Genomic DNA, 13,507 nt, shown 5'->3' with positions numbered 1-13,507 from the left:
TGTCCCCGCCCAACGTGAACAAGATGTCGAGGATTGCCCGCGATCTCGCCATCTTGTTCACGTTGGGCGCGGCGCTCGCCGGCTGTTCGGGATCGCAGGACGCCGCGAGCCCGAGCACTCCGAACCTTCCGAGCGCCACGTCAGCGACGTCTCCCACCACCACGCCGGCCGCCCCGGCCGGCGCACAACCGCGCCTGGCCCCCGACCCGGACCGGTTGGCACGAGACCTTGTGGCCGACGAGCGGGCTCTGCGCGACCCGTCGACGCCGGAGGCGGCCTTGACGCAGGCCGCGCGCCGTCAGCAGGTGGCCTACCGGGCGATCGGCCGGCACCCCGAATGGGACGGGATCATCCGCCCCCGGATCCCGGCCGAGTTGGTGGCGTTCTACGACCGCAATGTCGACGCGCGGCGGCAGCTGGCCACGCTGGCCGAACCGCGGGACACGCTGCCCGCGTGGCGGATCAACCCGCCGCCCCCGCCTGGGGAACTGCTGGCGGCCTATCGCGACGCCGAAGCCGCCTCGGGCGTGGGCTGGAACTTCCTCGCCGCGATCAACCTGATCGAAACCCACTTCGGCAGCGTGAGCGGAACCAGCTCGGCCGGTGCCCAGGGACCGATGCAGTTCATGCCGTCCACGTTTGCCGCCTACGGCATGGGCGGCGACGTCCACTCCCCGAGGGACAGCATCATGGCAGCCGGTAACTACCTGGCCGCCAACGGTTTTACCAGCAACCCCGACCACGCCCTGTTCCGCTACAACAACGCCGACGCGTACGTGCGGGCGGTCAACGACTATGCCGCGGCGATGGCCGCCGATCCGGCGGCGTTCGGCGCGTTCTACCGCTGGGACGTCTATTACGTCTCAACGGCCGGTGACGTGCTGCTGCCCATCGGGTACGCCGCAGAATCGCGGATACCGGTCGGCGAGTATCTGACGGCGCACCCGCAGTAGCGGTTAGAGCGAGCCCGACCGCGCCGCGCGGCGCAGCGCCGACGGCACCAGCCGCGCCACCCCATACGCCGCGTAGGCCTCGGGGGTCACTGGGCGGATCGCCTTGCCCTTCACGACGGACGCGACGATGGCCTTGGCCACCTTGTCCGGCCCGTAGCGCCGGGCAGCGAAAACCTTCTTGGTCTGAGCCCGCAACTGCTCGACCTGCCCCTGCTTGTCGGCGGGCACGTCGAAGCGGGTGGTGTCGATGATGTTGGTGTCGATCATCCCCGGGCAGATCGTGGTCAAACCGACTCCCGCCGAGTTCAATTCGGCGCGCAGGCAGTCGGAGAACATGAACACCGCGGCCTTGCTGGTGGAGTAGGCGTTCATCGACGCCGACGGCGAGTAGGCGGCCATCGAGGCCACGTTGACGATGTGACCGCCGGTGCCGCGGTCGACGAGGCGGCGGGCAAAGGACCTGCAGCAGTTGACGACTCCGCCGAAGTTCACGTCCAGCACCCGGTCGTACTGATCGGCAGGCGTATCGAGAAACTTTCCGCCGTGGCCGATTCCGGCGTTGTTGACCACCACATCGGGGACCCCGTGCGTGCTGCACACTTGCTCGACGAAACTCTCCACGGCGTCGGCATCGGACACGTCCAGCCCGTAGGCGTAGGCCAACCCGCCGCGGGCAGCGATCTCGTCGACCGTCGCCGCTGCTGCATCTTTGTCGATGTCGCTGACCACGATCTCGGCGCCCTGCGCAGCGAAGGCCAGGGCGGTGGCGCGACCGATGCCGCTGCCCGCGCCGGTGACAGAAACCAGTGTGTCGCTGAAAGGTTCACGCGACCGACCGATCTGGGCACGCCGCAGCGCCCGGGAGGCTGGGGCACCCTCGATGTGGTCGATCAGCTCGGCGGTGGCCTCGGCGATGGCGCGCCAGTGCGAGAACGGCGCCCAGTGCCCGGCTTTGAGGTCGCGGCGCCACAGCATCGGCATCCACTTGGACGCCTCGTCATAGCCGTGCCCGCGCACCACAGGATCGTGGTCGTTGCAGATCAACTGCACGGGCACGGTCACGTAGTGGTCGGTGCGCAGTGTCGTGAACGATCGAATCGCGTTGGCACGGTAGATCTTGAGCGAGTTGGCCGCGTCGATGTCGAGCGTCTCGGACTGGAACTTGGGACCCGGCGTGTCGATGGCCTGCAGCCGGCGCGCCGCCCCGCGACGCATCAGCGCCGGTGCGAGAACCGGAATGGAGAACGGGACCCAATAGCTGAACCGCGATGCCAGGTTCACCGCCTTGGCGAACCGGATGGGGCGGTACGGCTGGGCCAACCGGCCGCGCACGAACGACCCGTAGTGGTCGGTGCTGGGTCCCGACACCGATGTGAACGATGCCACCCGCTCGGAGGCCTCCGGCCGGCTGAGGTACTCCCACACCCCCACCGAGCCCCAGTCATGGGCCAGCACGTGCACGGGGCTCCCGGGGCTGACCGCGTCGATCACGGCGGACAGGTCGTCGGCGAACCGGTCCATGCGGTATGCCCGGACGGCTTTGGGAACGTCCGAGGCGCCGGCGCCGCGGTTGTCGTATCGCACGATGTGGAACCGGTCCTCCAGTTCACCGGTCACGCCGTTCCACAGCACGTGGGAGTCCGGCCAGCCGTGCGCCATCACCAGAGTGGGCCGCTGCCGGTCCCCTTGTTCGTACACCGCGATGCGGGTCCCGTCCGAGCTGACGACGAAGCGCTGCATTGTCCACCCCTCCACGAGGTACCTGTAACGATCAGTATCCAATACCGGAGGTATCGGTTGCTCTGACTCTAGCGGTCGTCGAGCTCGCGACGCATGGCGCGCTCCCGTTCGATGCGCCTTCGCGCGTCGTGATCACGCATGCGTTGCGGATACCCGACCTTCTGCACGTCGTAGACCGGGATCTGCAGCCGGTCGCTGAGCCGGCGTGCGCCGGCCTCACCACCGGCGCGGCGACGGGTCCATTCCCCATCCGCGGCAACCAGCACCACCGTCACGTCGGTGACAGTGGTGCGTGGCTCCACGAAAGCCTCGACGCCGGTGTGCTCGGCCACCCAGCGCTGCAGATAACGCAGATCCTCGGCCGCCGCGCCGCCGGATCCGCGCACCGAACCTCCCCGGCGAAACGCGTCGAACAACCCCAATGGAACGGTCTCCTCAGCTCTGGGGATGTTCGGAGAACAGCCCTGCAAACCCTGACTCGATAGTGCCAGAGCCTTGAGCAACCCTGAGTGCGTGCGAATGATGCTGCAGTGACAGGATGGTTCCGACAATCCACCTAGGTGCCGCACCCAGTGCACCCTGCTGTGGTAAGCCAGAGTTCGAGTCGTCACAAGTGACCGTCCGAGGAGTCAATACACATGGCCATCTCCGTCCAGATGCCCGCGCTAGGTGAGAGCGTCACCGAGGGGACTGTCACCCGCTGGCTTAAACAGGAGGGCGACACCGTCGAACTCGACGAGCCGCTGCTGGAGGTGTCCACGGACAAGGTCGACACCGAGATCCCGTCCCCCGCCGCAGGCGTGCTGACGAAGATCGTCGCTCAGGAGGACGACACCGTCGAGATCGGCGGCGAGCTCGCGGTGATCGGCGAATCCGGCGAACAAGCCTCGGAAGCGCCGTCCTCGGAACCGCAAGCCGCAGCCGAGCCCGAACCTCAGGCCACCGAGCCGTCGGCCGCCCCGGCCGAGACCGCCGCCGCGGAACCCGCAGCGCCCGCGGAGCCGGCCCCGGCCGCCGCGTCCGGGCCGGCCACCACCGTCGTGATGCCCGAACTGGGCGAGTCGGTCACCGAGGGCACCGTCACCCGGTGGCTCAAGAAGGTCGGTGACTCCGTGGGCGTCGACGAGCCGCTCGTCGAGGTGTCCACCGACAAGGTCGACACCGAGATCCCGTCCCCGGTGGCCGGCACCCTGCTGGAGATCACCGCCGAGGAGGACGACACCGTGGCCGTCGGCGGCGAACTGGCCAAGATCGGCGACGCCTCCGCCGCCCCCGCAGCCGCCCCGGCTCCGGCAGCGCCGGCTCCCGAGGCCAAGCCGGAACCCAAGCCCGAACCGAAACCGGAACCGAAGCCAGAGCCCAAACCAGAGCCCAAGCCCGAGTCGGCGCCCGCGCCCGCAGCTGCCCCGGCACCGTCCGCCGCCGCTGGGGACGGCTCGCCGTACGTCACCCCGCTGGTGCGAAAGTTGGCCTCGGAGAACGGTGTTGACCTTGCCTCGGTGAAGGGCACCGGTGTCGGCGGTCGCATCCGCAAGCAGGACGTGCTCGCCGCGGCGGAAGCCAAGAAGGCCCCGCCGGCGCCGGCCGCTTCTGCCGCACCGGCAGCGCCCGCGGCGGCCGCACCGGCTGCCTCGGCAGCCCCGGCTCCGGCCCTGGCCCACCTGCGCGGAACCACGCAGAAGGCCAACCGGATTCGCCAGATCACCGCGAAGAAGACCCGCGAATCGTTGCAGGCGACCGCTCAGCTGACCCAGACCCACGAGGTCGACATGACCAAGATCGTGGCGCTGCGGGCCCGGGCCAAGACGGACTTCGCCGAGCGCGAGGGCGTCAACCTCACGTACCTTCCGTTCATCGCGCGCGCAGTGATCGACGCGCTCAAGATCCACCCGAATGTCAACGCCAGCTACAACGAGGACACCAAGGAGATCACCTACTACGACGCCGAGCACCTGGGCTTCGCGGTCGACACCGAGCAGGGCCTGTTGTCGCCGGTGATCCACAACGCCGGTGACCTGTCGCTCGGCGGATTGGCTCGCGCCATCTCCGACATCGCGGCACGGGCCCGGTCGGGCAACCTCAAGCCTGACGAATTGGCCGGTGGCACATTCACGATCACCAATATCGGCAGCCAGGGCGCGCTGTTCGACACCCCGATCCTGGTGCCGCCGCAGGCAGCGATGCTGGGCACGGGCGCGATCGTCAAGCGGCCTCGAGTGATCTCCGACGAGTACGGCAACGAGTCGATCGGTGTCCGGTCGGTGTGCTACCTGCCGCTGACCTACGACCATCGATTGATCGATGGTGCCGACGCCGGCCGGTTCGTGACCACCATCAAGCGCAGGCTCGAAGAAGGTGCATTCGAGGCCGACCTCGGGCTGTAAGGGCCGTTAGGAGGGGCTCCCCACTGTGGCGGATGCCGTCATCGCGATAGCGGGATCATCCGGTCTGATCGGTTCGGCGCTGGTGTCCACGCTGCGCGCCGCCGATCGCCGGGTACTCCGGATCGTGCGCAGAGCACCATCGAACGGCGACGAGCTGTTCTGGAACCCCGACACCGGAGAGTTCGACGCCGGGGCGCTGCACGGCGTCGACGCGGTGGTGAATCTCTGCGGCGTCGGCGTCGGAGAGAAGCGGTGGTCGGGCGCCTTCAAGCAGAGCCTGCGCGACAGCCGGATCGGGCCCACCGAGGTACTCGCCGGCGCTGTGGCCGACGCCGGCGTGCCGGTGCTGATCAATGCCAGCGCGGTCGGTTACTACGGCGACACCAGAGACCGGGTGACCGACGAGTCCGCACCCGAGGGACGGGGTTTCCTGGCCGGTTTGTGCGCGGATTGGGAAGCGGCGACCGCGCCCGCCATAGCTGCCGGGTCACGGGTGGTGTTGCTGCGCACCGGGCTGGTGATGGCGCCGTCCGGGGGCATGGTGAACCGGCTGAAGCCGTTGTTCTCGCTGGGACTCGGCGCCCGGCTGGGCAACGGCAGGCAGTACATCCCGTGGATCAGCCTGGAGGACGAGGTCCGCGCGGTGTTGTTCGCGATGTCGAACGAAAACCTTTCCGGCCCGGTCAATCTCACCGGACCGGCCCCGGTGACCAACGCCGAGTTCACCGCGGCACTGGGACGTGCGCTCAACCGGCCCACCCCGGTGATGGTTCCTGGCTTCGCGCTGCGCACCCTGTTGGGCGAGATCGCCGACGAGGGACTGCTGGTGGGCCAGCGCGCCATCCCCGCCGCACTGGAACGGGCCGGCTTCAACTTCCACCACAAGACCGTGGGCGAGGCATTGGCTTACGCCACCGCGCCCCGCGACTAGCGACCGGACGTGGCCCGGTAGTCCTCGATCACAGCCATCGCGTCGTCAAACCCACGGTCCATCGGGGTGAGCGATATCGCGATGTCACCGCCGGCCAGCCTCCGGTTGGCCCGACTCAACCGGCCCAGCAGCGTCGTCGACGGGAACCGTTGCGGGTCGGCCAGGTGCAGCATGATCAGTTTCTGACTGCGGTACTTCCACACCGTCACGTTGACGATCTCGCCCCACGGGATCACCGCTTCTGACCACTGCTTGTAGTAGATGCCGTCGGGTGCTACCCGCAGTTGCTCACGGCGGTCGAACAACCGGACCGCGGCGAGGACCGCTGCGCCAAGAAAGAGCAGGGTGCCGCAGACACCGGCAGCCTTGTGTAGCAGGGAGGCCTCGGCCGACCCTGCCATCCAAGCCGATATTGCGCTCATCAGTACGCCGAGCACCGTCAGCATCAACAATCGCCACGGCGAATATCGGGCAGAGAACGTCGGCATCATCCGACCTTATTCGGCGTCAACCCCTGCACCGGACGGCAATCCTGGGCACGAGTAGCGTGGCTGCCATGGCGGCATCCATCCGCTCAGCCGCTGCTCCCCTTGAGGTGCGACGCCTGGGCACACTCGATTACGAAGCCGCCTGGGACCTACAGCGTGAGGTGGCCGACGCCCGGGTGGCCGGTGGACCCGACACCCTGCTGCTGCTGCAACACCCGGCCGTCTACACCGCAGGCAAGCGCACCGAACCGCATGAACGCCCCATGGACGGCACCCCCGTCGTCGATACCGATCGTGGCGGCAAGATCACCTGGCACGGCCCCGGACAGCTGGTGGGCTATCCGATCGTCGGGCTGGCCGAGCCGTTGGATGTGGTGAATTTCGTTCGGCGCCTTGAACAAGCGCTCATCAACGTGTGCGCGGATCTGGGCCTGCAGACCGATCGGGTCGAGGGACGCTCGGGCGTATGGGTTCCCGGCGACGAGCTCCGGCCGGCCCGCAAGGTGGGGGCGATCGGGATCCGGGTGGCCCGGGCGACGACGCTGCACGGGTTCGCGCTGAACTGTGACTGCGATCTGTCGGCGTTCTCCGCGATCGTGCCGTGCGGCATCGCCGACGCCGGCGTGACCTCGCTGACCGCCGAATTGGGCCGCCGCGTCACCGTGGAGGACGTCACCGACCGAGTCGCCGCCGCCGTGGGCGATGCGCTGGACGGACGGCTGGAAGTGGCCCTGAACGTAGGATGAACTCGTGACTGTGGTGCCTGAAGGTCGGAAGCTGCTGCGTCTGGAAGTGCGCAACGCGCAGACGCCCATCGAACGCAAACCACCGTGGATCAAGACCAGGGCCAAGATGGGTCCGGAGTACACCGAGCTCAAGGGCCTGGTGCGGCGCGAAGGCCTGCACACAGTGTGCGAGGAGGCCGGCTGCCCCAACATCTTCGAATGCTGGGAGGACCGGGAGGCCACGTTCCTGATCGGCGGCGAGCAGTGCACGCGGCGGTGCGACTTCTGTCAGATCGACACCGGCAAGCCGGCCGACCTGGACCGGGACGAGCCACGCCGGGTGGCCGAGAGTGTGCAGGCGATGGGATTGAAGTATTCGACGGTGACCGGGGTGGCCCGCGATGACCTGCCCGACGGCGGGGCGTGGCTGTACGCCGAGACGGTTCGTCAGATCCATGCGCTGAACCCGAACACCGGTGTGGAGCTGTTGGCCCCGGACTTCAACGGCGACCCCGAGCAGTTGGCCGAAGTGTTCGAGTCGCGCCCAGAAGTGTTCGCGCACAACGTCGAAACGGTGCCGCGCATCTTCAAGCGGATCCGGCCGGCCTTCCGTTACGACCGGAGTCTGGCGGTGATCACGTCCGCGCGCGACTTCGGTCTGGTCACCAAGTCCAACCTGATCCTCGGGATGGGCGAGACCATCGAGGAGGTGCAGACCGCGCTGCGCGACCTGCACGACGCCGGGTGCGACATCGTCACGATCACCCAGTACCTGCGTCCGTCCCCACGTCACCACCCGGTGGAACGCTGGGTGCATCCCGACGAGTTCGTCGAGCTGTCGAGCTATGCCGAGGGCCTCGGCTTCGCCGGCGTACTGGCCGGACCGCTGGTGCGTTCGTCCTACCGCGCGGGCAGGCTCTATGCCCAGGCCGCACGGGTTCGGTTTGCCGATCGGCCCCCCGTATCCTGATGTAATGGCGAAAACCCGCGGTGCCGCAGAGACCAAAGCGGCAAAGGCCGAGGCGAAGGCTGCCCGTAAGGCGGCCTCCAAGCAGCGGCGCAGTCAGCTCTGGCAGGCATTCCAGATCCAACGCAAAGAGGACAAGCGCCTCCTGCCGTACATGATCGGCGCGTTCGTGCTGATCGTGGCCGCTGCGGTGGTCGCCGGCCTGCTCATCGGCGGGTTCACGATGTACACAATGATCCCGCTGGGTGTGGTGTTGGGCGCACTGGTCGCCTTCATCATCTTCGGCCGCCGCGCCCAGAAGTCGGTGTACACGAAGGCCGAGGGCCAGACGGGTGCGGCCGCCTGGGCGCTGGACAACCTGCGCGGCAAGTGGCGCGTCACCCCCGGCGTCGCGGCAACCGGCCATTTCGACGCGGTGCACCGCGTGATCGGCCGGCCCGGTGTGATCTTCGTCGCTGAAGGCTCGGCCAATCGGGTCAAGCCGCTGCTGGCTCAGGAGAAGAAGCGCACGGCACGCCTGGTCGGCGACATCCCGATCTACGACATCGTGGTCGGCAACGGCGAGGACGAAGTGCCCTTGTCCAAGCTCGAGCGGCACCTGAACAAGCTGCCGGCCAACATCACGGTCAAGCAGATGGACTCCATCGAGTCCCGGCTGGCTGCGCTCGGCACCAAGACCGGTCCGGCCGGGATGCCCAAGGGCCCGATGCCCGCCGGCGCCAAGATGCGCGGCGTGCAGCGAACCGTGCGGCGGCGCTGACTCAGCGCTAGCGCCGCAGCACCGCGGTGAACGTCAGCCGGTCGTGCAGACCTCGCAAATCGCTGTCGGAAACCAGCGGCGGGATGACCAACGCGATCAACACCACCCGCAGGAATGCCCGCACGATGCCGATCCGGTCGCGCCCGTCGGCGGGCGCGACGGCCAGGCCGACCGCGAGCTGCCCCGGCGTGAACGAAAACAGCCGCACCGCGACCGTGCCCAGCACCATCCAGATCACCAGCACGGCGGTGGACAGCATCGGCAACGAGATGAAGCCCAGGGCCATCACCAAGCCGGCCAGCCCGTAGGCGACCAGCCAGTCGATGCACAGCGCGCCCAGTCGCCGGCCCATCCGGGCCAGCGAGCCAGGCCCGCTCTCGGGCAAGCCAAGGCGCTCACCAGGGTATTTGCCCTGGCTGTCGTGGCCGTCTTCGCCGTCCCCGGCATCGAAAGGTCCGGGTCCGGACAGCCAAGTTCCCATCGTGCGCGCCATAGGGCCAGAATAGGCGGAGCCGGTCGCGCGACAGTCAGTAGCTCACGTCACAAAGAACGGTCATCGCGTAACTTGCGCGCAACATATGGTTGACGACTGCGCAACATCGTGTCCTTAGCGTCAACCCGCGGGTTACCAGTAAAGGAGAACACTCAGTGGCAGAAAAGACGTCCGACGACATCTTCAAGCTGATCAAGGACGAGAACGTCGAGTACGTCGACATTCGCTTCTGCGATCTGCCCGGCGTCGTCCAGCACTTCTCGATCCCGGCGTCGGCGTTCGACCAGAGCGTCTTCGAGGACGGCCTCGCGTTCGACGGTTCGTCGGTCCGCGGCTTCCAGTCGATCCACGAATCCGACATGATGCTGCTACCGGATCCCGACACCGCGCGCATCGACCCGTTCCGCGCCGCCAAGACGCTGAACCTGAACTTCTTCGTGCACGATCCGTTCACCCGCGAGGCATACTCCCGCGACCCGCGCAACGTGGCCCGCAAGGCGGAGAACTACCTGGCCAGCACCGGTATCGCCGATACCTGTTACTTCGGCGCCGAGGCCGAGTTCTACATCTTCGACTCGGTTTCGTTCGACTCCCGGATGAACGGCACCTTCTACGAGGTCGATTCCGAGTCCGCGTGGTGGAACACCGGCGAGCCCGCCGAGGCCAACGGCTCCCCCAACCTCGGTTACAAGGTTCGCCCCAAGGGCGGCTACTTCCCCGTCGCTCCCTACGACCACTACGTGGATCTGCGCGACGAGATGTCGACCAACCTGATCAACGCCGGGTTCACCCTCGAGCGCGGCCACCACGAGGTTGGCACCGCCGGCCAGGCCGAGATCAACTACAAGTTCAACACCCTGCTGCACGCTGCCGACGATGTGCTGTTGTTCAAGTACATCATCAAGAACACCGCGTGGCAGAACGGCAAGACCGTGACCTTCATGCCCAAGCCGCTGTTCGGTGACAACGGTTCGGGCATGCACGCCCACCAGTCGCTGTGGAAGGACGGCAAGCCGCTGTTCCACGACGAGTCCGGGTACGCGGGCCTGTCCGACACTGCCCGCCACTACATCGGCGGCATCCTGCACCACGCCCCGTCGCTGCTGGCCTTCACCAACCCGACGGTGAACTCCTACAAGCGTCTGGTGCCGGGCTACGAGGCCCCGATCAACCTGGTGTACAGCCAGCGCAACCGCTCGGCCTGTGTCCGTATCCCGATCACCGGCAACAACCCGAAGGCCAAGCGCCTCGAGTTCCGCTGCCCGGACAGCTCGGGCAACCCGTACCTGGCGTTCGCGGCCATGCTGATGGCCGGTATCGACGGCATCAAGAAGAAGATCGAGCCGCTGGCTCCGGTCGACAAGGACCTCTACGAGCTGCCGCCGGACGAGGCTGCCAACATCCCGCAGGCCCCGACCTCGCTGGCCGCGGTCATCGACAAGCTCGAAGAGGATCACGAGTACCTCACCGAGGGTGGCGTGTTCACCGAGGACCTGATCGAGACCTGGATCTCCTACAAGCGGGAGAACGAGATCATGCCGATCCAGATCCGGCCTCACCCGTACGAGTTCTCGCTCTACTACGACGTCTAAGTCGTAGCGCGAGCAGACACAAAGCTGCCCCTTTTCCGCGGAGGAGGGGCAGCTTTGTGTCTGCTCACCGTCGATCCGCACAATGGATCGCATGCGTGTTCTGGTGCAGCGGGTGACATCTGCCAGCGTTACGGTCGACGGCGAAGTGGTGGGCGCCATCAAACCGAACCCGCAGGGGCTGCTCGCCCTGGTCGGGGCGACGCATGGCGATGACGCCGCCAAGGCCAAGCGGATGGCCGAAAAGCTCTGGCAGTTGAGGATTCTCGACGGTGAGAAATCCGCGTCAGACGTCGCGGCCCCGATCCTGGTGATCAGTCAGTTCACCTTGTACGCCAACACCGACAAGGGCAGGCGCCCGTCGTGGAACGCGGCGGCGCCGGGTGCTGTCGCCGAACCGCTGGTCGCCGAATTTGCCGACGCACTCAAAACATTGGGCGCGGTGGTGGAAACGGGGGTTTTCGGTGCGGATATGCAAGTGGAACTGGTCAATGACGGGCCGGTAACGGTGTTGCTGGAGCTGTGAGTTTTCGGCGAACGACGAGTATTGTCGGCCCATGACGACCAATCTGGACACCCGACTGACCTCGATCTCGCCCGCTGTCATCAGTTTGTTCCGCGTCGTGTTCGGTCTCCTGTTCACCATCCACGGGACATCCAAACTTTTTGCCTGGCCCGTCGATTCGGGAAGCGGCGCCGTGCCGGTCGGCACCTGGCCGTACTGGTACGCAGGCGTTCTCGAACTGGTGCTCGGCCTGCTCATCATGGTGGGGCTGTTCACCCGGATCGCGGCGATCGTCGCCGCGGGCCAGATGGCGTTCGCCTACTTCACCCAGCACCAGCCCAAGGGCCTGTTCCCGATCGAGAACGGCGGCGAACTCGCCGTGCTGTATTGCTTCGGTTTCCTGCTGCTCGCGGCAATCGGCGGCGGCGCCTATGCGTTGGATGCGGTGCGCGGCAAGAGTAAGACTTAGTCCAGCGCGAGGTCTTTGCGGAAGCGCTTGAGTCCGTCGATCTTCTCGGCCAGGGTGGCGTCGGGGCCGGAGTAGAACATCCACGGCATGGTGACGATGCCGTGGATGCCGCCGGCTTCCGCGCGTGCGTAGTGTTCGGGCGTGAAGGCGTCGGTGAGTGGGGTGATGATGGTGAAATCATCCATCGTCAAACCTTTTTCGGCACGCAGCTCACGCAGCCGGTTCACCCGCTGCAGTGCGGCCTCGGTGGAGATCAGATCGCCGATCCAGCCGTCGTGGCGCGCCGCGCGGCGCAATGCGATGTCGGACAGGCCGCCGACATATATCGGGATCGGCGGCGGGGTGGGCTCCATTTCCAGGCGCGGGGTGGAGTAGAACTCACCGGAAAACTCGGTCCAGCCCGGCTCCCAGAGCTTCTTCATCAACTCGAGCATTTCGTCGGTGCGCTTGCCGCGCCGGGCGAACTGCTGGCCCAGCAGCTCGAACTCTTCCTCGCACCAGCCCACCCCGATGCCCAGTTCCAGCCGCCCGTCGGCCAGATAAGCCGCGGTGCCAATGGCTTTCGCAGCCGAGTACGGGTCGCGCATCGCGGGCAGGTAGACCGTGGTGACGAACTTGCACCGGGTGGTGACCAGCGCCAGTGCGCCGATCATCACCCACGGGTCGGGCCAGTCGGTAAAAGCCTCCCAGCGTCGCTTCCCGTCCTTGGTGTAGGGGTACGGCGTGGACAGCGTCTCCAGGTTCACCACATGGTCCGGGATGCCCATCCCGTCATAGCCGAGTTCATCTGCGGCCCTGGCTACTTCGACGGCCTCACGGGTGTCCATGAAGGCCATGCTGACGTAGAACTTCATCCGGCATCCCGGGCCCAGGCCGGGGTGATGAAGACGCCTTCGGCCTCGACGGTGATCCCGTCACCGTCGCTGATATGGCCCCGCGCAAAGGTTTTGACACCTTCGGTCCGGTCGATATAGGCCTCGGCGCGCAGCGGCCCCAGCGGCGTGCCGCGGTTGTAGCGGCACGTGATGGTCCCGGTGTAGCGCGGCTCGTTGAGTCCGCCGCTGGCCACCTCGCCGAGGATGTGGTCGAGCACCAGTGCGCAGATACCGCCGTGTACCCATCCCAGCGGGCCCTCGTAGGCCGCGCCGAGCACGAACTCACTCCAGCAGCTGCCGTCCTCGGCATGCTCGATCACCAGCGGCGGGGCCAGCGCGTTGCGCAATCCGACGACCGGGTTGGCCCACACCACCGGGCGGTTCGTCTCGGCATGCAGCATGGCGTGTGGCCCGTCGCGCTGTTCGCGGCGCAGTGAGGCGGTGATGGCCTCGACGGCGGCAGTGGCTTCGGCGATGGTCTGCGGGTCCACCTCGGTGCGCACACCGGCGTCCACGAGTTCGCGCATCGCCCGGGCGAACGGCTCGTAGAGCGCTTCGAGCCGATCATGCTCGGCCGCGGTGATGACGTCGAACGTGTGCTTCATCCGGACTCCCAGTGAATTTGGTT

15 protein-coding genes are annotated in these 13,507 nt (G+C 67.0%); 9 read left to right on the top strand and 6 right to left on the bottom strand.

From position 1 onward, the window contains the following. Positions 1-23: 23 nt before the first annotated feature. Entirely contained in the window at positions 24-953 is a 930-nt protein-coding gene (locus E0T84_RS06460; protein ID WP_138744066.1) for a lytic transglycosylase domain-containing protein, read from the top strand. Between the two features lie 3 nt (positions 954-956). On the opposite strand, the gene E0T84_RS06455 is transcribed toward E0T84_RS06460, so the two are convergent. Further along, positions 957-2,693 carry an SDR family oxidoreductase gene (locus E0T84_RS06455; RefSeq protein ID WP_138744065.1) on the bottom strand — a complete coding sequence of 579 codons (1,737 nt, stop codon included), beginning with the start codon at positions 2,691-2,693 and terminating at the stop codon, positions 957-959. A 68-nt stretch (positions 2,694-2,761) separates the two neighbouring features. Continuing rightward, positions 2,762-3,115 (bottom strand): oxidoreductase, encoded by a 354-nt coding sequence (locus tag E0T84_RS06450; protein ID WP_138744064.1) that lies wholly within the window; start codon positions 3,113-3,115, stop codon positions 2,762-2,764. Positions 3,116-3,331: 216 nt separating this feature from the next. On the opposite strand from E0T84_RS06450, the gene sucB reads away from it, so the two are divergent. Both sucB and E0T84_RS06440 read left to right on the top strand, forming a co-directional pair. Further along, positions 3,332-5,077, top strand: coding sequence for a 2-oxoglutarate dehydrogenase, E2 component, dihydrolipoamide succinyltransferase (sucB, locus tag E0T84_RS06445; RefSeq protein ID WP_138744063.1), 1,746 nt, complete (start codon positions 3,332-3,334; stop codon positions 5,075-5,077). 25 nt (positions 5,078-5,102) lie between these two features. After that, complete coding sequence (locus E0T84_RS06440) at positions 5,103-6,008, top strand: TIGR01777 family oxidoreductase (protein ID WP_138744062.1); 906 nt, start codon at positions 5,103-5,105, stop codon at positions 6,006-6,008. Here the strand turns inward: E0T84_RS06440 and E0T84_RS06435 are convergent. After that, a complete protein-coding gene (locus E0T84_RS06435) occupies positions 6,005-6,496 on the bottom strand; it encodes an STM3941 family protein (RefSeq protein WP_138744061.1) in 492 nt (163 codons plus the stop codon). The genes E0T84_RS06440 and E0T84_RS06435 overlap by 4 nt on opposite strands. Positions 6,497-6,564: 68 nt before the next feature. Between E0T84_RS06435 and lipB the strand changes: the two genes are divergently transcribed. Genes lipB through E0T84_RS06420 form a run of 3 tightly spaced genes read left to right on the top strand, consistent with a single transcriptional unit; the run spans position 6,565 to position 8,948 of the window. After that, on the top strand, positions 6,565-7,242 hold the full coding sequence (gene lipB, locus E0T84_RS06430; RefSeq protein WP_070943342.1) for a lipoyl(octanoyl) transferase LipB: 678 nt from the start codon (positions 6,565-6,567) through the stop codon (positions 7,240-7,242). 4 nt (positions 7,243-7,246) lie between these two features. Next, positions 7,247-8,191 (top strand): lipoyl synthase, encoded by a 945-nt coding sequence (gene lipA, locus E0T84_RS06425; RefSeq protein WP_138744060.1) that lies wholly within the window; start codon positions 7,247-7,249, stop codon positions 8,189-8,191. A 4-nt stretch (positions 8,192-8,195) separates the two neighbouring features. Next, positions 8,196-8,948: a DUF4191 domain-containing protein gene (locus tag E0T84_RS06420; RefSeq protein WP_070943344.1), complete on the top strand. Its 753-nt coding sequence runs from the start codon at positions 8,196-8,198 to the stop codon at positions 8,946-8,948. 7 nt (positions 8,949-8,955) lie between these two features. Here E0T84_RS06420 and E0T84_RS06415 read toward each other — a convergent pair whose 3' ends face one another. Then, complete coding sequence (locus E0T84_RS06415) at positions 8,956-9,441, bottom strand: RDD family protein (RefSeq protein ID WP_171054930.1); 486 nt, start codon at positions 9,439-9,441, stop codon at positions 8,956-8,958. A 155-nt stretch (positions 9,442-9,596) separates the two neighbouring features. Here E0T84_RS06415 and glnA point away from each other — a divergent pair, with 155 nt between their 5' ends. From glnA to E0T84_RS06400, 3 genes are all read left to right on the top strand, one after another. Further along, complete coding sequence (glnA, locus tag E0T84_RS06410) at positions 9,597-11,033, top strand: type I glutamate--ammonia ligase (protein ID WP_138744059.1); 1,437 nt, start codon at positions 9,597-9,599, stop codon at positions 11,031-11,033. A gap of 91 nt (positions 11,034-11,124) precedes the next feature. Continuing rightward, complete coding sequence (gene dtd / locus E0T84_RS06405) at positions 11,125-11,556, top strand: D-aminoacyl-tRNA deacylase (protein WP_070943547.1); 432 nt, start codon at positions 11,125-11,127, stop codon at positions 11,554-11,556. A 31-nt stretch (positions 11,557-11,587) separates the two neighbouring features. After that, positions 11,588-12,004 (top strand): DoxX family protein, encoded by a 417-nt coding sequence (locus E0T84_RS06400; RefSeq protein WP_070943346.1) that lies wholly within the window; start codon positions 11,588-11,590, stop codon positions 12,002-12,004. On the opposite strand, the gene E0T84_RS06395 is transcribed toward E0T84_RS06400, so the two are convergent. Continuing rightward, entirely contained in the window at positions 12,001-12,858 is an 858-nt protein-coding gene (locus E0T84_RS06395) for a TIGR03619 family F420-dependent LLM class oxidoreductase (protein WP_070943347.1), read from the bottom strand. The genes E0T84_RS06400 and E0T84_RS06395 overlap by 4 nt on opposite strands. Then, positions 12,855-13,484 (bottom strand): PaaI family thioesterase, encoded by a 630-nt coding sequence (locus E0T84_RS06390; RefSeq protein ID WP_138744058.1) that lies wholly within the window; start codon positions 13,482-13,484, stop codon positions 12,855-12,857. Before E0T84_RS06390 ends, E0T84_RS06395 begins: the two co-directional genes overlap by 4 nt. Between the last annotated feature and the right edge of the window lie 23 nt (positions 13,485-13,507).

Origin of the sequence: Mycobacterium sp. DBP42 (assembly GCF_005924235.1) — a bacterium.
GTDB classification, from domain to species: domain Bacteria; phylum Actinomycetota; class Actinomycetes; order Mycobacteriales; family Mycobacteriaceae; genus Mycobacterium; species Mycobacterium syngnathidarum.
This window is presented reverse-complemented; position numbering and strand designations above follow the sequence as displayed.

Excerpts from the sequence above, each read along its gene's own strand:
- sucB (WP_138744063.1), top strand. The coding sequence starts at position 3,332 with ATGGCCATCTCCGTCCAGATGCCCGCGCTAGGTGAGAGCGTCACCGAG.
- E0T84_RS06390 (WP_138744058.1), bottom strand. The coding sequence starts at position 13,484 with ATGAAGCACACGTTCGACGTCATCACCGCGGCCGAGCATGATCGGCTC.
- E0T84_RS06435 (WP_138744061.1), bottom strand. The coding sequence starts at position 6,496 with ATGCCGACGTTCTCTGCCCGATATTCGCCGTGGCGATTGTTGATGCTG.
- dtd (WP_070943547.1), top strand. The coding sequence starts at position 11,125 with ATGCGTGTTCTGGTGCAGCGGGTGACATCTGCCAGCGTTACGGTCGAC.
- E0T84_RS06455 (WP_138744065.1), bottom strand. The coding sequence starts at position 2,693 with ATGCAGCGCTTCGTCGTCAGCTCGGACGGGACCCGCATCGCGGTGTAC.
- E0T84_RS06415 (WP_171054930.1), bottom strand. The coding sequence starts at position 9,441 with ATGGCGCGCACGATGGGAACTTGGCTGTCCGGACCCGGACCTTTCGAT.
- E0T84_RS06395 (WP_070943347.1), bottom strand. The coding sequence starts at position 12,858 with ATGAAGTTCTACGTCAGCATGGCCTTCATGGACACCCGTGAGGCCGTC.
- lipB (WP_070943342.1), top strand. The coding sequence starts at position 6,565 with ATGGCGGCATCCATCCGCTCAGCCGCTGCTCCCCTTGAGGTGCGACGC.
- E0T84_RS06460 (WP_138744066.1), top strand. The coding sequence starts at position 24 with ATGTCGAGGATTGCCCGCGATCTCGCCATCTTGTTCACGTTGGGCGCG.
- E0T84_RS06420 (WP_070943344.1), top strand. The coding sequence starts at position 8,196 with ATGGCGAAAACCCGCGGTGCCGCAGAGACCAAAGCGGCAAAGGCCGAG.
- E0T84_RS06400 (WP_070943346.1), top strand. The coding sequence starts at position 11,588 with ATGACGACCAATCTGGACACCCGACTGACCTCGATCTCGCCCGCTGTC.